22 protein-coding genes are annotated in these 24,014 nt (G+C 65.4%); 6 read left to right on the top strand and 16 right to left on the bottom strand.

Annotation, left to right across the window (positions count from 1 at the left end):
• Positions 1-42: 42 nt before the first annotated feature.
• From WI560_RS11375 to WI560_RS11360, 4 genes are all read right to left on the bottom strand, one after another.
• Complete coding sequence (locus WI560_RS11375; RefSeq protein ID WP_375308071.1) at positions 43-1,971, bottom strand: potassium transporter Kup; 1,929 nt, start codon at positions 1,969-1,971, stop codon at positions 43-45.
• 139 nt (positions 1,972-2,110) lie between these two features.
• Entirely contained in the window at positions 2,111-4,009 is a 1,899-nt protein-coding gene (locus tag WI560_RS11370) for a potassium transporter Kup (protein WP_257177775.1), read from the bottom strand.
• A gap of 223 nt (positions 4,010-4,232) precedes the next feature.
• Positions 4,233-5,063, bottom strand: a complete 831-nt coding sequence (locus tag WI560_RS11365) for a flagellar motor protein MotB (RefSeq protein WP_028135680.1) — start codon at positions 5,061-5,063, stop codon at positions 4,233-4,235.
• Positions 5,064-5,086: 23 nt separating this feature from the next.
• Complete coding sequence (locus WI560_RS11360; RefSeq protein WP_028135679.1) at positions 5,087-5,860, bottom strand: motility protein A; 774 nt, start codon at positions 5,858-5,860, stop codon at positions 5,087-5,089.
• A 299-nt stretch (positions 5,861-6,159) separates the two neighbouring features.
• Between WI560_RS11360 and plsY the strand changes: the two genes are divergently transcribed.
• Both plsY and WI560_RS11350 read left to right on the top strand, forming a co-directional pair.
• On the top strand, positions 6,160-6,840 hold the full coding sequence (plsY, locus tag WI560_RS11355) for a glycerol-3-phosphate 1-O-acyltransferase PlsY (protein WP_375308070.1): 681 nt from the start codon (positions 6,160-6,162) through the stop codon (positions 6,838-6,840).
• Positions 6,841-6,964: 124 nt separating this feature from the next.
• The gene (locus WI560_RS11350) at positions 6,965-7,258 is read left to right on the top strand and encodes a hypothetical protein (protein WP_375308069.1); all 294 of its coding nucleotides are present in this window, start codon (positions 6,965-6,967) and stop codon (positions 7,256-7,258) included.
• Positions 7,259-7,260: 2 nt separating this feature from the next.
• On the opposite strand, the gene WI560_RS11345 is transcribed toward WI560_RS11350, so the two are convergent.
• From WI560_RS11345 to WI560_RS11330, 4 genes are all read right to left on the bottom strand, one after another.
• Positions 7,261-7,980: an RraA family protein gene (locus WI560_RS11345; RefSeq protein ID WP_375308068.1), complete on the bottom strand. Its 720-nt coding sequence runs from the start codon at positions 7,978-7,980 to the stop codon at positions 7,261-7,263.
• 120 nt (positions 7,981-8,100) lie between these two features.
• Complete coding sequence (locus tag WI560_RS11340) at positions 8,101-8,982, bottom strand: CDP-alcohol phosphatidyltransferase family protein (RefSeq protein WP_375308067.1); 882 nt, start codon at positions 8,980-8,982, stop codon at positions 8,101-8,103.
• Between the two features lie 86 nt (positions 8,983-9,068).
• Positions 9,069-9,767, bottom strand: coding sequence for a phosphatidylserine decarboxylase (locus WI560_RS11335; protein ID WP_375308066.1), 699 nt, complete (start codon positions 9,765-9,767; stop codon positions 9,069-9,071).
• Positions 9,768-9,842: 75 nt separating this feature from the next.
• The gene (locus WI560_RS11330) at positions 9,843-11,792 is read right to left on the bottom strand and encodes an ABCB family ABC transporter ATP-binding protein/permease (RefSeq protein ID WP_375308065.1); all 1,950 of its coding nucleotides are present in this window, start codon (positions 11,790-11,792) and stop codon (positions 9,843-9,845) included.
• Positions 11,793-11,993: 201 nt separating this feature from the next.
• Between WI560_RS11330 and WI560_RS11325 the strand changes: the two genes are divergently transcribed.
• Positions 11,994-12,599 carry a TIGR00730 family Rossman fold protein gene (locus tag WI560_RS11325; protein ID WP_375308064.1) on the top strand — a complete coding sequence of 202 codons (606 nt, stop codon included), beginning with the start codon at positions 11,994-11,996 and terminating at the stop codon, positions 12,597-12,599.
• Between the two features lie 102 nt (positions 12,600-12,701).
• Here WI560_RS11325 and WI560_RS11320 read toward each other — a convergent pair whose 3' ends face one another.
• The 4 genes from WI560_RS11320 to cysS form a co-directional block, all read right to left on the bottom strand.
• A complete protein-coding gene (locus tag WI560_RS11320) occupies positions 12,702-13,079 on the bottom strand; it encodes a VOC family protein (protein ID WP_375308063.1) in 378 nt (125 codons plus the stop codon).
• 127 nt (positions 13,080-13,206) lie between these two features.
• Positions 13,207-14,805 carry a citramalate synthase gene (cimA, locus tag WI560_RS11315; protein ID WP_375308062.1) on the bottom strand — a complete coding sequence of 533 codons (1,599 nt, stop codon included), beginning with the start codon at positions 14,803-14,805 and terminating at the stop codon, positions 13,207-13,209.
• Complete coding sequence (locus WI560_RS11310; protein ID WP_375308061.1) at positions 14,802-15,293, bottom strand: GNAT family N-acetyltransferase; 492 nt, start codon at positions 15,291-15,293, stop codon at positions 14,802-14,804. The genes cimA and WI560_RS11310 overlap by 4 nt, the downstream gene beginning before the upstream one ends.
• Before the next feature lie 115 nt (positions 15,294-15,408).
• Positions 15,409-16,791, bottom strand: a complete 1,383-nt coding sequence (cysS, locus tag WI560_RS11305; RefSeq protein WP_375308060.1) for a cysteine--tRNA ligase — start codon at positions 16,789-16,791, stop codon at positions 15,409-15,411.
• A gap of 287 nt (positions 16,792-17,078) precedes the next feature.
• Here cysS and WI560_RS11300 point away from each other — a divergent pair, with 287 nt between their 5' ends.
• The gene (locus WI560_RS11300; RefSeq protein ID WP_257177765.1) at positions 17,079-17,384 is read left to right on the top strand and encodes a hypothetical protein; all 306 of its coding nucleotides are present in this window, start codon (positions 17,079-17,081) and stop codon (positions 17,382-17,384) included.
• A gap of 147 nt (positions 17,385-17,531) precedes the next feature.
• Entirely contained in the window at positions 17,532-18,719 is a 1,188-nt protein-coding gene (locus WI560_RS11295) for a DUF2865 domain-containing protein (protein WP_375308059.1), read from the top strand.
• A gap of 233 nt (positions 18,720-18,952) precedes the next feature.
• On the opposite strand, the gene WI560_RS11290 is transcribed toward WI560_RS11295, so the two are convergent.
• Genes WI560_RS11290 through WI560_RS11280 form a run of 3 tightly spaced genes read right to left on the bottom strand, consistent with a single transcriptional unit; the run spans position 18,953 to position 22,480 of the window.
• Positions 18,953-20,710, bottom strand: a complete 1,758-nt coding sequence (locus WI560_RS11290; RefSeq protein ID WP_375308058.1) for an NAD+ synthase — start codon at positions 20,708-20,710, stop codon at positions 18,953-18,955.
• 23 nt (positions 20,711-20,733) lie between these two features.
• Positions 20,734-21,087, bottom strand: coding sequence for a diacylglycerol kinase (locus WI560_RS11285; RefSeq protein WP_375308057.1), 354 nt, complete (start codon positions 21,085-21,087; stop codon positions 20,734-20,736).
• A gap of 4 nt (positions 21,088-21,091) precedes the next feature.
• Positions 21,092-22,480, bottom strand: a complete 1,389-nt coding sequence (locus WI560_RS11280) for a class II 3-deoxy-7-phosphoheptulonate synthase (RefSeq protein ID WP_375308056.1) — start codon at positions 22,478-22,480, stop codon at positions 21,092-21,094.
• Positions 22,481-22,661: 181 nt separating this feature from the next.
• Between WI560_RS11280 and WI560_RS11275 the strand changes: the two genes are divergently transcribed.
• Positions 22,662-23,558, top strand: a complete 897-nt coding sequence (locus WI560_RS11275; RefSeq protein WP_375308055.1) for an alpha/beta fold hydrolase — start codon at positions 22,662-22,664, stop codon at positions 23,556-23,558.
• Between the two features lie 7 nt (positions 23,559-23,565).
• Here WI560_RS11275 and WI560_RS11270 read toward each other — a convergent pair whose 3' ends face one another.
• A complete protein-coding gene (locus WI560_RS11270) occupies positions 23,566-23,829 on the bottom strand; it encodes a hypothetical protein (RefSeq protein ID WP_375308054.1) in 264 nt (87 codons plus the stop codon).
• Positions 23,830-24,014: the final 185 nt, after the last annotated feature.

The following is a 24,014-nucleotide window of genomic DNA, read 5'->3' as shown; positions in this document are numbered from 1 at the left end:
CCTTCGCGGGTGATAACAGCGGTGGAGGACGCCGATCTGCGCCTAGATCGCCACCTGGGTGCCGACCTCGACCACGCGGCCGCTCGGGATCTGGAAATAGTCCGTGGCGTCGTTGGCGGAGCGGCTGAGCGAGATGAACAGCCGGTCCTGCCAACGCGGCATGCCCGAATGAGCTGCGGGCTTCAGCGCCCTTCGCGACAGGAAGAACGAGGTCGACATGATGTCGAACTGCCAGCCGAGCTTGCGGGCGATCGCCAGCGCCTTCGGCACGTTGGGCGATTCCATGAAGCCGAACCTGAGCGTCACCTTGGAGAAGGTCGGTGAGATCTGCTCCAGCTTGACCCGCTCGGACGGATCGATGCGCGGGGTCTGCGCCGTCTCGATGGTGAGAATGACGTTCTTCTCGTGCAGCACCTTGTAGTGCTTCAGGCTGTGCATCAGCGCCGTCGGCGCGCTCAGGGGATCCGAGGTCAGGAACACGGCGGTGCCGGGCACGCGCTGCGGCGGCCGCTTCTCCAGCATGGCGACGAGCTCGGCGAGCGGGAACTCGAGCTTGCGCGACTTCTCGAACAGGAGCCGGCTCCCGCGCCGCCATGTGTACATCACGATGATCATGAGCGCGCCGAGCGCCAGCGGCACCCAGCCGCCTTCGAGCACCTTGAGCAGGTTCGCGCTCAGGAAGGTCAGATCGAGGAGCAGGAACGGGGCGATCAGCGCCGCGGCCGCCAGCGGCTTCCAGCGCCAGCCCTTCCAGACCACGACGAAGCCCATCATCGCCGTGACCACCATGGTCCCGGTGACGGAGATGCCGTAGGCCGAAGCCAGCGCGCTCGAGGAGCGGAACAGCAGCACCAGCAGCACCACCGCGACCAGCAGCAGCTGGTTGATGCGCGGGATGAAGATCTGGCCGGAATGGGCTTCAGACGTATGGCGAATTTCGAAGCGCGGCAGCAGGCCGAGCTGGATCGCCTGGCGCGTCAGCGAATAGGCGCCGGTGATGACCGCTTGGCTGGCGATGACGGTCGCCATGGTGGCGAGCACGACCATGCAGCCGCGGAAGAAGCCTTGCGGAAACAGCTGGAAGAACGGGCTCACGATCGCGCCGGGGTCGCTGAGCACGAGCGCGCCCTGCCCCAGATAGTTCAGCGCCAGCGAGGGCAGTACGATGGAGAGCCAGGCGAACTGGATCGGCCGCTTGCCGAAATGGCCGAGGTCGGCGTAGAGCGCCTCGGCGCCGGTGACGGCCAGGAACACCGCGCCCAGGGTCACGAAACCGATGATGCCGTGGTGGAGCATGAAGGACACGGCGTAGAGCGGGTTCAGAGCCAGCAGCACCTGCGGCTGCTGGATGATCGGATGGATTGCCGCCGCCGCGATGACGGCGAACCAGACGCACATGATCGGGCCGAAGAAGGCGGCGACGCGGGCGGTGCCGCGCGACTGCACGGCGAACAGGCAGACCAGGATCACCACCGTCAGCGGCACGATATAGGGCTCGAACCTGAGCGTGACGTCCTTCATGCCCTCGATTGCCGACAGCACCGAGAGCGCCGGCGTGATCACGGCGTCGCCGTAGAACAGCGCGCCGGAAATGATGCCGAGCAGCACGATGGTCGCCCCGCCGGTGCCGACCGCGCGCTGTGCCAGTGCCATCAGCGCCAGCGTGCCGCCCTCGCCGTTGTTGTCGGCCCGGAGCAGGATCACGACGTATTTGAGCGTCACCACGACGATCAGCGCCCACAGGATCAGGGAGAGCACGCCAAGCACCGCGGCCGGCGTCGGCAGCCCCTCTGCGCCCGAGGCGGCCATCACCGCCTCGCGGAAGGCGTAGAGGGGACTGGTGCCGATATCGCCATAGACCACCCCGATGCTGCCGAGCGTCAGCGCCCCGAAACCCGCGGTGGTATGGGCATCGCCATGCCCATTGGCCGCCACCGTTTCCGGGGCGGAAATCGCTACATCACTTGTCATGGGAGAGCCAACGGCCTCTAAAATGCTTCACTGCACAACGGCGGAAGAGCGCGCGGCTTATAGTCCTGCGCTACCGGCATGGCCTAGCCCGATTTCGGGCCTTAGCTATGCAAATCTGCATAGCTGCTACAGTTTCGTTCTAGATGGTGACCTGGGTTCCGACTTCAACCACGCGTCCGGTGGGGATCTGGAAATAGTCGGTGGCATCGTTGGCGGACCGGCTGAGCGCGATGAACAGATGATCCTGCCACAACGGCATGCCCGACTGCGCCGATGCTTTCAGCGATCGCCGTGACACGAAGAACGACGTCGACATGATGTCGAACTGCCAGCCCTGCTTGCGCGCGATCGCGAGGGCCTTGGGCACGTTCGGCTGCTCCATGAAGCCGAAGCGCAGACGAACCTTGGAGAACTTGTCGCTGATCTTCTCCATGCGGAATCGCTCCGCGAGATCGACCCGCGGCGTATGCGCGGTCTCGATGGTCAGGATCACGTTGTGCTCGTGCAGCACCTTGTTGTGCTTGAGATTGTGCAGCAGCGCGGTCGGCACGAACGCGGGATCGCTGGTCAGGAACACCGCGGTACCCTTGACGATGTGCGGGGGCCGCTTCTCGAGGCTGCGGATCAAATCGTCGAGCGGCACCTCGATCCGTCGCGTCTTCTGGATCAGAATTCCGGAGCCCTTACGCCAGGTCCAGATCGTCCCTGCCATGACGATGCCGAACAGCAGCGGCACCCAGGCGCCTTCGAGCAACTTGAGCAGGTTGGCGCTGAAGAAGCTCAAATCGACAATGACGAAGGGGACGATCACGGCCGCGGCCGTCGCCGCGCGCCAGTTCCATAGCTTCCAAATCACGACGAAGCCCATGATGCCATCGGCGACCATGGTGGTGGAGACGGCAATACCGTAGGCCGAAGCCAGATTGCTGGGAGTGTGGAACAGCAACACCAGCAGCATCACGCCGATCAGCAGCAGGCGGTTGACGCGTGGCAGATAGATCTGGCCGGCATGGGATTCGGAGGTGTAACGCACCTCGAAACGCGGCAGGAGCCCGAGTTGCACGGCTTGGTGGACCAGCGAATAGGCGCCGGTGATCACCGCCTGGCTCGCGATCACGGTTGCGGCTGTCGCGAGTCCGACCAGCGGCAGCACCAGGCTCTCGGGCACCATACGATAGAAGGAGTGCTCGATCGCGCTGGGATCGGACAGCACCAGCGCACCCTGCCCGAAATAGTTGATCAGAAGCGCGGGCAGCACGAAGAACATCCAGGCCGACTGGATCGGCTTGCGGCCGAAATGGCCGAGATCGGCATAAAGCGCCTCGCCGCCGGTCACCGCCAGGAACACCGCGCCGAGCGTCACGAGGCCGATAACGCCGTGCGACAGCACGAACTGCACCGCGTAATAGGGATTGATTGCCGCGAGCACGGTGGGGTCGTCGGCGATGTGCACGGCCCCCATCACCGCGATCACGGCGAACCAGACCACCATCACAGGCCCGAAAGCCGATGCGACCAAGGCGGTCCCCTTGCTCTGGACCGCGAACAGCAGCACCAGGATGAGGACGGTGAGCGGCACGACATAGTGCTCGAGCGCGGGGGTCGCGAGCTTGAGGCCCTGCACCGCCGAGAGCACCGAGATCGCCGGCGTGATCATGGAATCGCCGATGAACATGGAGGCGCCCACCACACCGAGCGCCATCAAGACCCAGCTTCGCCGCCCGAGCGCGCGTTGACCGAGCGCCATCAGCGAGAGCGTGCCGCCCTCCCCGTTATTGTCGGCACGCAGCAGCAGCAGGACGTATTTGGCGGTGACGACGATCAAGAGGGCCCACAGAATCAGCGAGAGCACACCGAGCACGATGACCCGTGAGACCGGCTCGCCATGGGCCGCGCCCTTGACCGCCTCGTGAAATGCGTAGAGCGGCGAGGTGCCGATATCGCCGAAGACAACGCCGATGCTCCCGAGCGTAAGGGCCCAAAAACCTGATCTGACCGGCCCTTCCTGGGTCTCGGCCTGTGTGATGCTCGCCGTCATGAGGGTGGAGAACGCTTCTTCCCTGGGAATTGATCCGGCGCCTTTTGACGCTTCCGGTGCGCCTGTCAATCGGCGCACCACCATAGCAGGCGCGGAGCCGGATGTTGTGACGCTGCAGCCACGCTCATCGCCCGCGCGACGACATGCCTCAGGTAACATGGTAGCGCAAGAGGGTTATCCTCCGGGCATGATCGCGTCGGAAGCCGACGCTCACCATGCCCGGTCATGGCTTCAGATTTGGCGGCAGCGGCGGATCCTCGCGCATCAGGGTGATGGTCACCCTCCGGTTGGCCGCGAGGGACGGATCGTCCGGAAACAGGGGCTGGGTGTCCGCCTTGCCGGAGACGGCGAAGATGTGCGACGGCGGCAGGCCCTCGCGTTCGAGAATCTGACGCACGGCATTGGCGCGGTCGGCCGACAGATCGAAGGCGCCGTAATCGCTGCGGTTCGGCACGAAGCCGGCCGCGGTGTGACCGGCGATGGAGACGCGGAGCGGCGTGGCCTTGAGCGGGATCGCGAGCTTCTCGACCAGGCGGCGGGTCCGGTCATAGGGCACCTTGGAGCCGTCGGCGAACATCGAGCGGCCGTCCTGGTCGACGATCTCGAGGTTGAGGCCCTGCTTGGTCTCCTCGAACATGATGTGCTTGGACATCTCGGTCAACTCCGGCATGTCCTGCAACGCCTGGCGCAGCGAGGCTGCGGCGAGCGCGAAATTGCGGTCGACCTTGATCTTTGCGCCGGAGGTCTTCTCGCGGTCTTCCTGATCCGGCGTCGGCGTGTTGGACGCATCTTCCGGCTGGATGTGGTCGACGTTCTTGAGCCGCGGGCGCGTCGGCAGGCCGTCCGATTCGACGATGCCGGAGTAGCGCGCTTCGCTCTGCACGCCGAACGCCTCGCGCATCGAGCCCGCGACGATCTTCAGCTTGTTGGCATCCTGCGTGGAGAACGCGACCAGCATCACGAAGAACGCCAGCAGCAGCGCCATCAGGTCGGCGAAGGTCACGAACCAGCCGTGGCCGCCGCCGTGAGCATTGCCGCGCTTCTTCTTGGCCATCTCTCAAATTCCGGGCAGCGGCCTTAGGCCGGCACCGGCTCTCCCTCGGTGTTACGATGCTTCTCCGGCAGATAGGCCAGCAGCATTTCGCGCACCAGGGTCGGGCTCTTGGAGTCGCGGATCATCAGGATGCCGTCGATGATCAGGGTGCGGTTGGTCTCTTCGTCGAGCAGCTTGCCGTGCAGCTTGTCGGCAATCGGCAGGCAGACCAGGTTGGCGACAACGGCGCCGTACAGGGTCGCCAGCAGCGCGGTGGCCATGAACGGACCGAGCTTGGAAGGATCCGACATGTTGGAGAACATCTGCACCATGCCGAGCAGCGTGCCGATCATGCCGAACGCCGGGGCGCAGTCGCCGACGGCGCGGTAGATCTTGCTGCCTTCGTCGAGGTGCATCAGGAAGTTGTCGCGGTCGCGCTCGAGATTGTCGCGAATGAAATCGAGGTCGTAGCCGTCGGCGACGTAGCGGATGCCCTTGGCGAGGAACGGCTCGTCAGTCTCGACCTTTTCCAGCCCGACCGGACCCTGCTTGCGGGCGATTTCGGCGATGCGGGCGAGTTCGTCGACGAGGTCGTGGGCCGAAAGGCGGCTCAGGGTGAAGGCAAACTTCGCGCCGAGCGGCACGCCGTGGATCATCGCGGACAATGGAAAGCGGATCATCGTTGCGGCGAAGGAGCCGCCGAAGATGACGATCACGGCGTGGATGTCGTAGAACATCCCGAAGCTGCCGCCCATCAAGATCAGCGTCGACACCACCACGGCGCCCGCGGCCAACCCGACGAGTGTTGCGATATCCATTCTCGACTCCAACGCGTACGCGACAACGGCCGTCCTGGCCGCTGGTGCGGCCCAACCCCGAACCGCATCGCAAACCCTAGAGCGCCGCCCTTAAAGCCGCGTAAAGGTTAAGTTGAGCCAGCACGCCGGACCGGCACAGTGTGCTTGGGGGATGCCGACTTTGCCGCTTGCCGACAGGCATCTCAACGTTTCACTAACCATAAAAGCGCCCTCGGCCGATGATGTCCTCGCCCTCCGGGCGGCGGACTCATGAACACGCAGCCGTTATGGCCGATACAAAAGCGTCGAGGGGTTCTCCCATGGTTTTCTGGCTGGCGAGCGCGATTGGATTGGCCATCGCCTATCTCTTCGGTTCTGTGCCCACCGGTTATCTCGCTGGGAAACTGCTGAGGGGTATCGACATCAGGGAGCACGGCTCCAAATCGACCGGCGCGACAAATGTGCTGCGCATCCTCGGAAAATGGCCCGCGCTGGCTGTGCTTCTGGTTGATGTGCTCAAGGGTGCCGCGGCAATCGTCTTTGCCCGCTGGTTCTTTGGCTGGGTCTTCACGTTTCCATCAGGCACGCCGCCGGCCGCGCTCGATCCGCAAGGCTGGATCGACTGGGCCGTGTGTCTTTCCGGACTTGCCGCGTTGCTGGGACACGCCCTTTCGATTTGGCTGAACTTCACCGGCGGCAAATCCGCGGCGACAGGGCTCGGCGTGCTGCTTGCGATGGCGTGGCCAGTCGGGCTCGGGGCTGCAATCGCTTTTGCTGTCGCCTTGGCCGTCTCGCGCATCGTCTCGCTGGGCTCGATGCTGGCCGCGCTGACGGCGATCGCCCTCGTCTGCGTCCTCGAGCAACCCTTGCCCTATCGATTGCTGGTGATTGCAGGTGGCATCTATGTGATCGTGCGGCATCGCACCAACATTCAGCGCCTGGTGGCCGGGACCGAGCCACGGTTCGGGCAATTCAGTCCGGAACCACGGCCGAAGGGTTAAGGAACTGCTCGCTCGCCATCGAAGCTGAGTTCCCAAGCGAACTGCGGCCCTGCGCCACGGGCCGGCCCCTCAATGATCTGCTATTCTGCAGCCCGCGCAGACCAAATCGCGGGAGCGATCTGCAATGTTGACGCTATTCGGTGTTCTCACCGCGTTGCCGGCGGTGCTGGCGCTCCATCTGCTCGAGCCGGAGCTGGTCCTGCCGGCGTTCAGCGCGCTGCTCTTTGTCGAGGCGGCCTTCGCCCTGCTCGCGGCGCGATTGCTTCACAGCCCCAACAGCGCGGACGACATCACCCTGTGGGATTTCGCCGGCGGCTTCGCCCTGATCGGATGTGCCGCCGCCGTGCTGGGAGAGCCGGATCAGGCTGCCCTGTTCCTGGCCGAACAAGGCAGCACACGACCGACGTCATCGCCATAGGCTCAGTGGATCTCCGCCGAGCGCTTCAGCGCGGCCTTCAGCTTCTCCAGCGAGAAATCGGAACTGCGGGCGATCTCCAGGATCGGCGTCTCGCGGCGGCCGCAGAGCTCGGCGGCCTCAGGCAGCTTTGCGGCGACGTCGAGCGGGATCACGATGGCGCCGTGCCGGTCGGCGTGTATCAGGTCGTCAGACCTCACGGTCATGCCGGCGACGCGGACCTCGCCGCCAAAGCTCTCGGCATGGACCCAGGCGTGCGACGGCCCGATCGAGCCGGCCAGCGCCTGGAAGCTGGGGGCCCATTGCGGGATGTCGCGGATCGAGCCATCGGTGATGACGCCGAGGCAGCCGAGCGCCTTGTGGACGTTGCTCTGCACCTCGCCCCAGAACGCGCCGTAGCCGACGTCGGGACCGTCGATGTCCTGGATCACGGAGATGCGCGGCCCATGGCCGGTGCCGACATATTCGTAATATTCGATGCGGCGCTTCGACTGCTCCTCGGCGGGCAGCGAGGATTTCAGCACAGAGCGGATCGCAACCGTGCGGGCATAGCCGACGATCGGCGGCAAATCGGGGAACGGGCAGACCAGTTGCTTGGTGGTGTAGCCGATCAGCCGGCGCTCGGGTGCCACGATCTCCATGGCATTGCAGATCGTCGGCGTGTCGTAGCGGCCCAGCGCTTCGAGGACGGAAGCGGGCAGCGGCCCGGTCGCTTTATCGGTCACGGCGTTCTCTCCCAGATTGGCGGCTGATTGACGCGATGCCGCCGTCACAGGGCGATATAGCCGAGATCGGGTCTCAACCCAACTCGGGGGGCCTCATGGCAGATATCCGCGTGTCGCTGCTCAGTGCAGCCGTCCGGGCCGGTCGTCGTCCTGCGGCGGCTCCGACAAATTCGTCAGCGTCGGCGCCGAGGGCGGCGAGGAGACCTCGTCTCCCGCAGGCGTAGCAGCCTCCATCGCGCGGGCCTGGTCGCGATAGGATTTGTAGCCGAGCGGCAAAGCGAGAAGATACAGCACCGTGCCGATCGACAGCACGTGCCAGGGATAGGCGATCAGCAGCGCGATGAAGACGACCACCGCGACGAAGGCCGGCAGCACCAGCTCCGGCGGCACGCGCATGCGCTTGGTCTTGCCGGAGAACACCGGCAGGCGCGACACCATCAGGAAAGCGATCAGGAGCGTGTAGGCCGCCGTCACCGCCGCAGGCATGCGGCCGAGATCGAGGAAGGCGACGTAGATCGGCAGCAGCACGGTGATCGCGCCGGCCGGCGCCGGCACGCCGGTGAAGAAATTGGCGGCGAAGGCCGGCTTGTTGGGATCGTCCATGGTGGCGTTGAAGCGCGCCAGGCGCAGGCCGCCGGAAATCGCGAACACCATGGCGGCGATCCAGCCGGCATTGCCGAGCTCGTGCAGCTGCCAGAAATACAGCATCAGACCGGGCGCGACGCCGAAATTGACGAAATCGGCAAGGCTGTCGAGCTCGGCGCCGAACTTGGACTGGCCCTTGATCATGCGCGCGATGCGCCCGTCGATGCCGTCGAGCGCGGCCGCAAACACGATGGCATAGACGGCGAGCGACATCCGCCCTTCGATCGACAGCCGGATCGAGGTCAGGCCGGCGCAGATCGCCAGCAGCGTGATGACGTTGGGGACCAGCATCCGCACCGGAATCGGGCGGAACCGCCGGCGGCGCGTATCGGGATCCTTGAAGTCATAGGGCGTCATGGCTCGTCCTCACCTTGAGGCGAGATATAGCAAGCCGCGTCCCCCTCCGCTATTGCGGCGGAAGGCCCGCGTGGACCGACTATTGGTTAATTGGCGCGGTAAGCGCGGCTGGGGTCGTCGACAGCAAGATCGGCCAGGATCGTCTCGCCGGCGATGGCGGTCTGCCCTTCCGAGACCAGCGCCTTGGTGCCCACGGGCAGATAGACGTCGAGCCGCGAGCCGAAGCGGATCAGGCCGAAGCGCTCGCCGGCGCCGATCGCCTGGCCTTCCCGGACGAAGCAGACGATGCGCTTGGCGACGAGGCCTGCAATCTGCACCACGCCGATGCGGGCCGTCGGCGTCGAGATGACCAGCGAGTTGCGCTCGTTGTCCTCGCTGGCCTTGTCGAGCTCGGCATTGATGAAGAGGCCGGGGCGGTAAGCGATCCGGTCCACCCGGCCCGCGACCGGCGCGCGGTTCACGTGGCAATTGAACACGCTCATGAACACCGAGATGCGCGGCAGCGGCCGGTCGCCGAGCCCGAGCTCGGCCGGCGGTAGCGCCATGGTGATCATCGAGACGCGGCCGTCGGCCGGCGACACCACCAGCCCCTCGCGCACCGGCGTCACGCGCACGGGATCGCGGAAGAACAGCGCGCACCACACGGTCAGGATCGTGCCGATCCAGCCCAGAGGCGACCACAGCCAGAACAGGACCAGGCTGACCAGCGCAAAGCCGCCGATGAAGGGATAGCCCTCCTTGTGGATCGGCGGGATCTGACGCTGGATCGAATCGAGAATGGACATCGTTATCTGCCGCTCGCGGTTAATGGCGCAGGTCGCGCGGGCCTGTTTAGGCCAGAGTTGGGACCGGAGACAAGGTCACACCGCCGCCGCAGGCGTCGTCAGGGCGTCATCGACCGGGGGCGGCTCCCGGTTGGGGGCCTCGCCGGTGTCGCCCATCTGCGCCAGCTTCTCGCGCGCCGCCTCGGCCTCGCGCTGCCTGTTCCACATGCTGGCATAGAGGCCGCCATGGGCGAGCAGCTTGGCGTGGGTGCCCCGCTCGGCGATGCGGCCCTGATCCAGCACGATGATCTCGTCGGCCCCGACGATGGTCGAAAGCCGGTGCGCGATCACCAGCGAGGTGCGGTTCTTCGCCACGCGGTCGAGCGCGCCCTGGATCTCGTGCTCGGTGTGGGTATCGAGCGCCGAGGTTGCCTCGTCCAGCACCAGGATCGGCGGCGCCTTCAAGACGGTTCGCGCGATCGCGACGCGCTGCTTCTCGCCGCCGGACAGCTTGAGCCCGCGCTCCCCGACCTGGGTCTCGTAGCCCTTCGGCGCCATGCGGATGAAATGATCGATCTGCGCCAGTTGCGCCGCTTCCTCGACCTCGGCATCACTGGCGTCCCAGCGACCGTAGCGGATGTTGTAGCGAATGGTGTCGTTGAACAGCACGGTATCCTGCGGCACCATGCCGATCGAGGCGCGGAGCGAATCCTGCGTCACCGCGCGGATGTCCTGGCCGTCGATCAGGATCCTGCCGCCGGAGACGTCATAGAGGCGGAACAGAAGGCGTGAGATGGTCGACTTGCCAGCGCCCGACGGGCCGACGATGGCGACGGTCTTGCCAGCCGGCACCTCGAAGCTGATGCCCTTGAGGATCGGGCGCGTCGGCTCATAGGCGAAGCGCACGTCCTCGAAGCGCACGGTGCCGGCGGAGACGACCAGCGGCTTGGCATCGGGGGCGTCCTTGATCTCGGCCTCGCGGCCGAGCACGCCGAACATCTTCTCGATGTCGATGATCGCCTGCTTGATCTCGCGATAGACCATGCCCATGAAGTTCAGGGGCTGGTAGAGCTGGATCATCATGGCGTTGACAAGCACGAAATCGCCGACCGTGTTGGTGCCGTTGCGCACGCCGATCGCGCACATCAGCATGGTCGCGGTCAGGCCCAGCGTGAAGATCACCGCCTGTCCGGTGTTGAGCACCGCGAGCGAGGTGTAGGTGCGGACGCTGGCTTCCTCGTAGCGCTCCACCGATTTGTCGTAGCGCTGCGCCTCGCGCGCCTCGGCGCTGAAATATTTCACGGTCTCGTAGTTGAGCAGCGAGTCGATCGCCTTGGTGTTCGCCTCGGTGTCGGAATCGTTCATCTTGCGGCGGATGCCGATCCGCCACTCGGTCGCGATGTAGGTGTAGTACATGTAGAGCGCGACCATGATCAGGGTGGCGACCACGTAGCGCCAGTCGAACTGCCAGAGCAGCACGGCCATCAGCAGCGAGACCTCGACGATGGTCGGGATCAGCTGCAGGATCACCATGCGGACGATGACCTCGATGCCCTCGCGGCCGCGCTCGAGCACGCGGGTCAGGCCGCCGGTCTTGCGCTCGAGATGGAAGCGCAGCGACAGCTCGTGCATGTGAATGAAGGTGATGGTGGCGAGCTTGCGCACCGCGTGCATGGCGACGCGCGCGAAGATGCCGTCGCGCCATTGCGTCAGCAGCGCCATCAGGATGCGCATCACGCCGTAGCTCACCGTCAGCAACAACGGCGAGGCGATCACCCAGAGCTGCCAATTGTCGGCCTGCACCGGCGCGGTGTTGGCGCCGGTCAGCGCGTCCGTCGCCCATTTGAAGCTGAAGGGGACCGCGAGCGTGATCAGCTTGGCCGCGAGCAGCAGCACCAGCGACCACACCACGCGCATCTTCAGGTCGAAGCGGTCGCCCGGCCAGATATAGGGCCACAGATGCGCCAGCGTGCCCATCAGTGTCCCCTGCTCGGGCGGGCCGCCGGCGGGAACGTCGGCGCCGTCGAACGATTGAGGTTGGTCCATCAAGAAGCCTGAAAGCCCACCGGATGCGGGCGTCGTCGAGATTTACGATTTTCGCCTGTCATATAGAGCCTTCCCGATGCCAGCGCACCCCGTCAAATGGCGAATCTTCGATTGTTTGCCGCCATTTACCGGTAGATTTCCGGGAGTATCGAATCACCTGAAGGGCTTGACGCCTCTTCGCTGCAATGCATCATGGCACCAATGAGCACGATCAAAACCGTCTGTGTCTATTGCGGCTCCGGCCCTGGAACCAATCCCAACTTCATCGAAGCGGCGAAAGCGCTCGGCAAGGCGCTGGCGGACAGCAAGATCCGCCTCGTTTATGGCGGCGGCTCGCTCGGGCTGATGGGGGCGGTCGCAACCTCCGTGCTCGATCACGGCGGCACCGTCACCGGCATCATCCCCGACTTCCTGCGGATGCGCGAGAACGCGCTCACGCGCGTGCAGGAGATGGTCGTCACGCCCGACATGCATGAGCGCAAGCGGCTGATGTTCGAGCGCTCCGACGCCTTCGTCGCCCTTCCCGGCGGGCTCGGCACGCTCGAGGAGCTGGTCGAGCAATTGACCTGGCAGCAGCTCGGTCGTCACGCCAAGCCGGTGCTGCTCGCCAATATCGACAATTTCTGGGAGCCGCTGTTCTCTCTGGTGGCCCACATGCGCCAAACCGAGTTCATCCGCGCCGGTCTCACCGTCGATATCCTGAAGGCCGACAAGGTCGAGGAGATCGTTCCGCGATTGCGCGCCGCTGCTGCGCAGATTCCTGACAGCCAGCGCGATCTCGCGCCCGACGTGGCGCGCCGGCTCTAAAGCATGATCCGGAAAAGTGCGCAGCGGTTTTCCGAAAAGATCATGCTTAAACAACAACCTAAAGCGCGATGACGATTCATCGCATCGCGCTTTAGGCCTCCGCTACCCTTGCGGAAACGTCACCGCCTCGATGCGGTTGCCGTCGGGATCGACGACGAACGCCGCGTAGTAGCGCACGCGATCGTGCGGTCGGATGCCGGGCGCACCGTCCGAGGCCCCGCCCGCCGCGAGAGCCGCGGCATGAAACGCATCGACCTCGTCCGTCGTCTTGGCCCGCAGGCAGATGTGCACGCCGCTTTCCCGGGCTACAGGCGGCATGCTCTCGCGCAGATTGATCCAGAACTCGGGATAGGCCTTGCCGAAGCCGACCGTCCGCGGCCGCGCGACGAGGCGCGCAAGGCCGAGCGCTGCGAGCGTGGCCTCGTAGAATTTCGCGGCGCGCTCGAGATCGCTGACGCCGACGGAAATGTGGTCGATCATTGGCCGTGCTCCCTCCCCTCGTCATTGCGAACGAAGCGAAGCAATCCAGGGCGCGCCCGCGGAAACAGTCTGGATTGCTTCGTCGCTTCGCTCCTCGCAATGACGGCGCTTGTCGCGACGCCGTCCCCTACGCCGGCGCGCCCGACTTCACGAGCTTGTAGATCACCGAATCCATCAGCGCCTGGAACGAGGCGTCGATGATGTTCGGGGAGACGCCGACCGTGGTCCAGCTGTCGCCGTTCTCGTCCTCGCTCTCGATCAGCACGCGCGTGACCGCGCCGGTGCCGCCGTTGAGGATACGCACCCGGTAATCGATCAGCCTCAAGCCCTCGATGTACTTCTGGTACTTGCCGAGGTCCTTGCGCATGGCGACGTCGAGCGCGTTGACAGGACCGTTGCCTTCGGCGGCCGAGATCAGGTGCTCGCCGGCGACGTCGACCTTCACCACCGCGAGCGCCACGGTGACGCGCTCGCCGAGCGCGTTGTAGCGCTGCTCGACATTGACGTCGAACTGCTCGACCTGGAAATAATGCGGCACCTTGCCGAGCGTGCGACGCGCCAGCAGCTCGAACGACGCGTTGGCGGACTCATAGGCGTAGCCTTGCGCCTCGCGCTCCTTCAACTCCTCGACGAGGCGCGTCAGCTTCGGATCGCTCTTCTCGTAGGGAATGCCGGCCCGCTCGAGCTCGGCGATGACGTTGGACCGTCCGGCCTGGTCCGAGACCAGCACCTTGCGGTGATTGCCCACCGTCTCCGGCAGCACGTGCTCGTAGGTCTGCGGGTCCTTCAACACCGCGGAGGCATGAATGCCGGTCTTGGTGACGAAGGCGCTCTCGCCGACGTAAGGAGCATGCCGGTTCGGGACGCGGTTGAGCATGTCGTCGAGCGTGCGCGAGACCTTGACGAGGGTCGCCAGCTTCTCCGTGGTGACGCCGATCTCGAAGGAATCGGCAAAACCCTGCTTCAACTTCAGCGTCGGGATCAACGAGCAGAGATTGGCGTTGCCGCAGCGCTCGCCGAGGCCGTTCAGCGTGCCCTGGATCTGCCGCGCGCCGGCCCGCACCGCGGCGAGCGAATTGGCCACCGCCTGCTCGGTGTCGTTATGGGCGTGGATGCCGACGTGATCGCCGGGGATGTGCTTCGTCACCTCGGTGACGATGGCCTCGACCTCGTCAGGCATGGTGCCGCCGTTGGTGTCGCACAGCACCACCCAGCGCGCGCCGGCATCGAAGGCCGCTTTGGCGCAGGCCAGCGCGAAAGCGGAATCTTCCTTGTAGCCGTCGAAGAAATGCTCGCAATCGAGCATGACCTCGCGGCCGGCGGCCTTCGCGGCCGCCACGCTGTCGCGGATCGAGGCAAGGTTCTCTTCCTTCGTCGTCTCCAGCGCGACGCGCACCTGATAGGCCGAGGCTTTTGCCACGAAGCAGATCGCATCCGCCTTCGCTTCCAACAAGCCGGCCACGCCGGGATCGTTCGAGACCGAGCGCCCGGCCCGGCGCGTCATGCCGAACGCGGTGAAGCGAGCATGATTGAGCTTCGGCTTGCTGGCAAAGAACTCGCTGTCGAGCGGGTTGGCGCCGGGATAGCCGCCCTCGACATAGTCGATGCCGAGGTCGTCGAGCATCGCGGCGATGACCTGCTTGTCGGTCAGCGTGAAATCGACGCCGTTGGTCTGCGCACCGTCGCGCAGCGTGGTGTCGAACAGATAAAGACGCTCTTTGCTCATTGCGCTGCTCCGAGCGTCTTCTTCATGGTGGTGTTGGCGAGCCACTCGTCGTTGACGGTGATGCTGTTGCGCTGCATGGCGACATAGCCGCGCTTGGCGAAGAAGCCCTGCGCGTTGTCGCTGGCGTCGACGGTGAGGCTTTGCACGCCGCGGCCGCCGGCAAGCTTCTCCAGCGCGTCGACCAGCATGGTGGCGATGCCGTACCCGGCGACGGCCGGATGCACATAGAGCATGCGGATGTGGTCGTTGCCGCGCAGCGACGCAAAACCAACCGGCGAGCCTTCGATGGTCGCGATCAGCGTCAGGTCGGCCGCGAGGTGCTTGCCGAACTCTTCGCCTTCCGCGAGCTCCATCCAGGCCTGCTGCTGCGCCTCGCTATAATCCTCGCCGGTCAGCTCTTCGATGCTGGCGGTGAAGATCGCGGCGAGCAGCGGGACGTCCTCGGGCAGGAACGGCCTAAGTGCGGGCTTTGGCAAAGTCTGTCCCATCGTCCTCACCACATCCCATAGAGCTTGAGCACCAGCGCCACGGCGCCCGCGAGCAGCGCAATCTTCAGCGCGATGTAATAGATCCAGTGCCGCGGGAAAGGCGTGTCGGGCCGCTTCATCGCGCGATCTCCCACGTGGTTCCTTCCTTGGAGTCCTTGATCGCAACGCCCATCGCGGCGAGCAGATCACGAATGCGGTCGGATTCCCCAAAGTCCTTGCGGCTACGGGCGGCAGTCCGCTCCGCGATCAGGCGCTCGACTTCCCTGGCATCGACGCCGCTTGCCTGCTGCTTGCGGCCCTCCCACTGCGCAGCGCTCTCGGACAGGAAACCGAGCAGCCGCAGCGATCCCGCCAGGGCGCTCACGTCTCCGCCGCGCAGGCCATGCAGTGCCGCGATCGCCAGCGGCGTGTTGAGATCGTCGAGCAGCGGCTCGACGACGGACGCAGCCGGCTTGCCGGGCTCGACGTCCGCCGCGACGCGATACCAGTCGTCGAGCGTCTTGGCGCTCTCCTCCAGCGACTTCATGGTCCAGTCGATCGGCGAACGGTAATGCGTCTTCAGCATGTTCAGGCGCAGCACCTCGCCCGGCCAGTCCTTGAGCAGCTCGTGGATCGTGATGAAGTTGCCGAGGCTCTTCGACATCTTCTCGCCCTCGACCTGGAGGAAGCCGTTGTGCATCCAATAGTTCGCCATGCGCTCGCGGTGGAAGGCGCAGCAGCTCTGCGCGACCTCGTTCTCGTGATGCGGAAACACGAGATCGATGCCGCCGCCATGAATGTCGAAATGCTCGCCGAGATGCTTCCAGGCCATCGCCGAGCACTCGATGTGCCAGCCCGGACGGCCCTCGGCCTTGATGCCGACCGGCGACGGCCATGAGGGCTCACCGGGCTTGGACGGCTTCCACAGCACGAAATCGGTCGCATCACGCTTGTAAGGCGCGACATCGACGCGCGCACCTGCGATCATCTCGTCGAGTGACCGCTTCGACAGCGTGCCATAGCGCGGCAGCGAGGAATTGGCCGCGTTCATCGCCTGCGGCGAGAACAGCACGTGGTCCTCGGCGACATAGGCGAAGCCGCCCTTCACGAGCCGTTCGATGATCTCGCGCATCTCGGCGATATGCTCGGTCGCGCGCGGCTCGACGCTCGGCCGCAGGCAGCCCAGCGCGTCGACGTCGGCATGAAACTGCCGGCCCGTCTCCTCCGTCACCTTGCGGATCGCCTCATTCAGCGGCAGGCCGGGAAAATCGCGCGCGGCACGGTCGTTGATCTTGTCGTCGACGTCGGTGATGTTGCGGACATATTTGACGTGCGCCTCGCCGTAGGCGTGACGCAGCAGCCGAAACAGCACGTCGAACACGATCACCGGCCGCGCATTGCCGATATGGGCGAAGTCATAGACGGTCGGCCCGCACACATACATGCGGACGTTGCTGGCATCGAGCGGCACGAAGGCGCGCTTGTCCCGGCTCAGCGTATCGTAGAGGCGCAATTCCATGACAACCCATCCCTTGCGGCCGGGCGTCCAAGGCTCTCAACGTGTTTGAGAAAAGACGGCTCCAGCCAGCGAATCGCTAGCTCGTAATCTCGCGGCAAATGGCGCAAATGGCGAGGAGACCGTTCATGCGGAACATATGGGCCATCAGGCGCCCCTGCGTCAAGAGAGCCGCGACAACCGCCGTTTGGTCTCCTGCAAGGCGCGTCCGTCATGAGGGTTCACGATCCCCTAACCATTTGAGCCCATTCTGGAACCGGCAGTTCCCCTTTTTGCCCCGGTGCCTTTTCATGCGATTCTTGCCCGCGCTCATTTCCAGCGCCTTCGTCTTCGCCGCCTCCGGCGCTTGCGCCGAGACCCGCGTCTTCATCATCGCCAACCAGGCCAGCGGCTACGGCGTCGACCAGTGCCTGGCCAAAGGTGACAAATGCGGCGCCTCCGCCGCGCGCACCTATTGCCAGTCACGAGATTTTGCCCAGGCATCAGCCTATCGCCGGGTCGATCCCGACGAAATTACCGGCTCCGTCCCCAAATCCGGCACAAATTGCTCCCATGGCCATTGCGACGAATATGTCGCAATCACCTGCCAGCGCTGAATTTGCTCGGAGCTGGCGCAGCTTAGGCCGGTCCTTGGCCCCCTGAAACGACGTGACGATGCCGCAGGAAGCGGCTATTGGGAGGGCGCGCTTCGGCCCTCCAAGTCAAGTTGGTGGATAGTCACATTGGGCCGTGACCTCGCTAGAATGGCGGATATGCCTGAATTTCTGTCTCCCTCCCGTGCTCGCTGTCTCCTTGCCTGCACCGTGCTGTTGAGCACGGCCGTGCTCGTCACCGGTGCTTTCGCGCAGGCCGGTCCGCCCGGACCGCCGCCGCAAGCGGGCCAGAACGGCGTCGGGCCAAATCCGATGTGCGTGCGCCTGGAGGGGCAGCTCGCCGCGCTGGACCGCGGCGGCGGGGGCGACCCCGCGCGCGAGGAGCAGGTCCGCCGCTACCAGGATTCCCAGACCCGCCAGCAGGCCGAGCTCGATCGCGTCACCATGCAGGCCAAGCGCATGGGCTGCGATTCCTCCGGCTTCTTCTCGCTGTTCAACGGCCAGTCGGCGCAATGCGGCCCGGTCAACACCCAGATCCAGCAGATGCGCGCCAATCTGGACCAGATAACCGGCAATCTCGAGCGCCTGCGCGGTGGCGGCCCCGGCGGCTTCAGCCCGGAACGCGACGCCCAGCGCCGCTCGGTGCTGGCGGCGCTGGCGCAGAACAATTGCGGCCCGCAATATGCCAATGCCGCGCAGTCGCAAGGCGGCGGCAACTTCCTGAGCAACCTGTTCGGCGGCAACAACGCCGGCAATCCGCAAGGCGTGCCGCCCTCCGATCTCGGACCGCAATCCGGCACCTTCCGCACCGTGTGCGTGCGCACCTGCGACGGCGCCTATTTCCCGGTCTCGTTCGCGACGGTGCCGGCGCGCTTCCCCGACGACGAGAAGACCTGCAAGGCGCTCTGCCCGGCCGCGGAAGCCGTGCTCTACACCCATCGCAATCCCGGCGAAGACATGAACTCCGCGGTCTCGATCAGCGGCCAGCCCTACACGGCGCTGCCGACCGCGTTCAAATTCCGCAGCGAGTTCAATCCGTCCTGCTCCTGCAAGGCCGCAGGGCAGACCTGGGCGGATGCGCTGAAATCCGCCGACGACAAGGCCGCGGCCGAGCAGCAGGGCGACATCATCGTCACCGAGGAGAGCGCCAAGAAGATGCAGCAGCAGCGGCTCAACAAGGGCACGCCTGCCAACGCCAAGAAGGGCGCCGCTCCCGCGCCGACGACCGCGAATGCACCGGCTGCAACGCCGCCGGCGGATGCAGCCCCCGCGACCTCGTCGGAGAACAAGCCGATCCGCTCGGTAGGCCCGACCTTCCTTCCGCAGCAGCAGAAATAACCAGCCACAAACTCGTCTGTCATGCCCGCGAAGGCAGGCATCGAGTACTCCGCGGCGGCAGTTGGTTTTCACGACGCACGCCGCGGAGTACTGGATCATCCGCTTTCGCGGATGATGACAGTGGAATGAGTCCGTAGGGTGGGCAAAGGCGCACTTGCGCCGTGCCCACGATCTTTGACAACAGCGAAGAACTCGTGGGCACGCTTCGCTTTGCCCACCCTACTCCGATCAACTCACCCCTCGAACGCGTCGATCGACGCCTTGCTCGCGCGCGACACCAGCGCTTCGTCCGCCGCAGGCAATGGTTCACCCTTGTCGCGAAAGCGGTTGGTGATGGGATAGCGGCGGTCGCGGCCGAAATTCCTTGGCGTGACCTTGACGCCGGGCGCGGCTTGGCGGCGCTTGTATTCGGCGACGTTGAGCAGATGGTCGATGCGGGTGACGATCTCGCGGTCGAAGCCGGCGGCAATGATCCGGTCCAGCGGCTCTTCGCGCTCGACCAGGCGCTCCAGGATGGGATCGAGCACGTCATAGGGCGGCAGCGAATCCTGGTCGGTCTGGTTCTCGCGCAGCTCCGCGGTCGGCGGCCGCGTGATGATGTCGGGAGGGATCACCTCGCCGGCGGGTCCGAGCGCGCCGTCCGGCTTCCAGCTGTTGCGCAAGCTTGCCAGCCGGAACACCTGCGTCTTGTAGATATCCTTGATCGGATTGAAGCCGCCGTTCATGTCGCCATAGAGCGTGGCGTAGCCGACCGACATCTCGGACTTGTTGCCTGTCGTCACCACCATCAGGCCGGTCTTGTTGGAGATCGCCATCAGGAGCGTGCCGCGGGTGCGGGCCTGGAGATTCTCCTCGGTGACATCAGGCGGCAGATTCTTGAACAGGCCCGAAAGGATGGTCTCGAATCCATTGACGGCTTCCGCGATCGGCAGCACCTCGTAGCGGATGCCGAGATGGCCGGCGAGCTCGCCCGCATCCGCAATCGAATGTGCCGCCGTGTAGCGATACGGCAGCATCACGCCATGCACCTGATCGACACCGAGCGCATCGACCGCGATGGCCGCGCACAAAGCTGAATCGATGCCGCCGGAAATGCCGAGCAGCACGCCGGGAAAGCCGTTCTTGCCGACATAGTCGCGCAAGCCCAGCACGCAAGCGGCGTAATCGGCCTTGTCGCCTTCAGGCAGCGCAGCGACCGGCCCCGCGCAGCGCCAATCCTCGCCGTTGCGGGTGAAGCGCAGCGTGACGATGCTGTCCTCGAATGCCGGCAATTGCGCCGCGAGCGAGAGATCGCCGTTGAGCGCGAAGGAGGCGCCGTCGAACACCAGCTCGTCCTGGCCGCCGACCTGGTTGAGATAGACCAGCGGCAGCCCGCTCTCGGTGACGCGCGCGACCGCGACCGACAGGCGCACGTCGTTCTTGTCGCGGGCGTAAGGCGAGCCGTTCGGAACCAGGATGATCTCGGCGCCGGTCTCGGCCAGCGTCTCGACCACGTTCTCGTAATCCTCGGACTCCTCCAGCCAGATGTCCTCGCAGATCGGCACGCCGATGCGCACGCCGCGCACGGTCACCGGTCCCGCCGCCGGCCCGCGCGAAAACAGCCGCTTCTCGTCGAAGACGCCGTAATTCGGCAGGTTGCATTTGAAGCGCAGGCTCGCGATGCGGCCGCCGTCGAGCAGCGCGCAGGCATTGTAGAGCTTGCCCTCCTCGAGCCAGGGCGTGCCAACCAGCATGGCAGGCCCGCCATCGGCGGTCTCGCGCGCCAGGGCTTCGATCGCGGCGCGGCAGGCGGCCTGGAAGGCCGGCTTCTGCACGAGGTCTTCCGGCGGATAGCCGGCGATGAACAATTCCGGAAACAGCACGAGATCGGCGCCTTCGGCGACCGCTCGCGCGCGCGCCGTCCGCGCCTTGGCGGCATTGCCCGCGATGTCGCCCATGGTCGGATTGAGCTGGGCGAGCGTGACCGCGAATGCGGCGAGACGTTCGGTCATCGGGCGCCCTTATCCGTTCCTCGTTAGACGAAACCCAACCGCTCGACGATGGCGAAAATCCAGAACGCACCGGCCATGAGCAACGCCACGCCGACCGCCGCCGAGCCCATGTCCTTGACCCGGCCGATCTGCTTGTCGTGGTCCATGGTCAGGCGGTCGGCGAGCTTCTCGATCGCGGTGTTGAGGAGCTCGACCGTCAGCACGAAGGCGACGGCGCAGACCAGCTCCACGGCCCGCATCGCGGTCGCGCCGATCAGCCAGGCGAGCGGCACCGACAGCAGAAGCGCAAAGATCTCCTCGCGGACGGCCTGCTCCGATTTGAACGCAAAGGCCAGACCGTTACGGGAATTGATCGTGGCCTTCCAGATCCGCAGCAAGGTGTCAGAGCCCCGCTGCGACCGGCATCGGCTGGGCCTTGCCGGCGCGCTCCTGCTTGAGCAGCTCAGCGACCAGGAAAGCCATGTCGATGGATTGCTCGGCATTAAGACGGGGATCGCAGACCGTGTGATAGCGGTCGTTGAGGTCCTCATCGGTGATCGCGCGGGCGCCGCCGAGGCATTCGGTGACGTCCTGGCCCGTCATCTCCAGATGCACGCCGCCGGCATGGGTGCCTTCGGCGGCATGGATCGCGAAGAACGACTTCACCTCGGACAGGATGCGGTCGAAGGGGCGCGTCTTGTAACCGGACGTAGAGGTGATGGTGTTGCCGTGCATGGGATCGCAGGACCAGACCACCACCCGGCCCTCGCGCTTCACGGCGCGGATCATGTTCGGCAGGTGCTCGCCGATCTTGTCCGAGCCGAAGCGGCCGATCAGCGTCAACCGGCCCGGCTCGTTGTCGGGGTTGAGCACATCGATCAGCTTCAACAGCTCGTCGGGCTTCAGCGACGGGCCGCACTTCAGCCCGATCGGGTTCTTGATGCCGCGGAAATATTCGACATGGCCGTGGTCGAGCTGGCGGGTGCGGTCGCCGATCCAGATCATGTGGCCCGAGGTCGCGTACCAGTCCCCGGTGGTGGAATCGACGCGGGTCAGGGCCTGCTCGTAGCCGAGCAGCAATGCCTCGTGGCTGGTGTAGAAATCGGTGGCGCGCAGCTCCGGATGGCTCTCGAGGTCGAGGCCGCAGGCGCGCATGAAGTTGAGCGCGTCGGAGATGCGGTCGGCCAGCTCCTTGTAGCGGCGGGACTGCGGGGAATCCTTGAGGAATCCCAGCATCCATTGATGCACGCTGCCGAGATTGGCGAAGCCGCCGGTGGCGAAGGCGCGCAGCAGGTTGAGCGTCGCGGCCGACTGGCGATAGGCCATCAGCTGGCGCTGCGGATCGGGGACGCGCGCATCCCTGGTGAAGGCGATGTCGTTGACGATGTCGCCGCGATAGCTCGGCAGCTCGACGCCGTTCACCTTCTCCGTCGGCGACGAGCGCGGCTTGGCGAACTGCCCGGCGATCCGGCCGACCTTCACCACCGGCACCGCGCCGGCATAGGTCAGGACCACCGCCATCTGCAGCAGCACGCGGAAGAAGTCGCGGATGTTGTTGGCGCCGTGCTCGGCAAAGCTCTCGGCGCAGTCGCCGCCCTGAAGCAGGAAGGCCTCGCCGGCCGCAACGCGGCCCAGGGCCTTCTTCAGGTTGCGTGCCTCGCCCGCGAACACCAGCGGCGGAAAGGTCGCAAGCTGCGCCTCGACGTCGGCCAGGGCCTTGGCGTCGGGATAGTCGGGCACCTGTAGCACCGGCTTGCTGCGCCAGGACTCGGGCGTCCACCGCTCGGACATCGCAATCTCTCCGTGAAGCAAAAAAGCACAACCTGATCTAGGGGTTGTGAGGGCCGCCTTATACACAGGCTCGCTGCGCCCCGCCAGTTGTAAATCCGTTTGGCGCCGCAAGCCCTTGCGGCGAAAGCCAAATTCGCATTTGCTGGGAAAGCTTGAGGAAACTGGCAAATACCTTCTGGCCATGGGCGCGGCATTGGACGACGTTTTCATCGACGAGATCAGCTTCCCGGCGGCCGACGGGTATGGGCTCACCGGCACCCTGTTCCTGCCGCGAGGTGCCAAGCGCCACGCGGTGCTGATCAGCTCGGCGACCGCGGTCCCGCGCAAGATCTATCGCGGCTTTGCTTCCTACCTCGCCCATCGCGGCTGCGCAGTGCTCACTTACGACTATCGCGGCATCGGCGATTCCCGCCTGCCGGCGATGGTCGGCTACAACCGGCCGAAGTCGCTGGTCGGCTTCAAGGCCTCGATGTCGGACTGGGCCGCGCTCGACGTCACCGCCGCGGTGCGCTGGATGCGCGAGCGGTACAATACGCTGCCGCTCGCCTATATCGGCCATTCCTTCGGCGGCCAGGCGCTCGGACTGATCGAGAACAATACCGACATCTCCCGCGCGGCCCTGGTGGCCTCGCAGGCCGCGACCTGGCGGCTGATGACTTCACCCGAGAAGTACCGCGTCTTCGCTTTCATGAACCTGATCGGCGTACCGCTGGCCCACGTGCTCGGCTATGCGCCGGGCTGGGCCGGGATCGGCGAGGATCTGCCCAAGGGGGTCTTCCTGCAATGGGCCGAGTGGGTCTCGAGCCCCCGCTATCTCTTCGATTCCAAGCTGCCGGCGCTGGACAATTTCACCCGGTTCAAGGGCGAGCTGCGCGCGCTGTGCTTCTCCGACGATCCCTGGGCGACGCGGCCCGCGGTCGAGCTGCTCACGAGCGGGTTCTCCGCGATCAAGCCGGAGGTGCTGACGGTGAAGCCGTCCGAGGTCGGCGCCAAGGCCATCGGCCATTTCGGCTTCTTCCGCCCCGAACACCGCGACACGCTATGGCGCGGCGTCGCGGAATGGGTCCAGGGGGAATGAGACCGTGTCAACGAATGATGGTCGTGAGCGACGAGTACCGCCTGTTCGGTTTTGCATCGCCCGGCGCGAATTGCGCGAATGCCTCGCTGACGCGGACCGCCGGCGGCGTGTCGCTCGCAAACCGAAACTCCTTCGGCCGCGGCGCGTAGAAGCTGGCGCGGTAATAGGCGTCGTCGAAGCGCGCCTCGCCGACCCCGAACAATGCGTCACAGAGCAGCAGGAATGCGTAGACTCCCGCGACGGCTGCGACGGTCTCCCTGAGAATTGCCATGCCCATAGCCCTGCCCTTTTGCGGGCAGGATGCAGACCGGTTCCAAAGGCCTGGTTTAAGGCGCCGGGCTTCTTGTCCGCAGGCTTTGCCGCCGCTGAACGGATTGCAGACAATTTTATCGATCCTGCAAAAAAGAGCCCGCCGGATCGGAGGATCAGGCGGGCTCCAGGCTTGACCGCTCGGGA

This window comes from Bradyrhizobium sp. A11 (assembly GCF_042077125.1).
Taxonomy (GTDB): Bacteria; Pseudomonadota; Alphaproteobacteria; order Rhizobiales; family Xanthobacteraceae; genus Bradyrhizobium; species Bradyrhizobium japonicum_B.
This window is presented reverse-complemented; position numbering and strand designations above follow the sequence as displayed.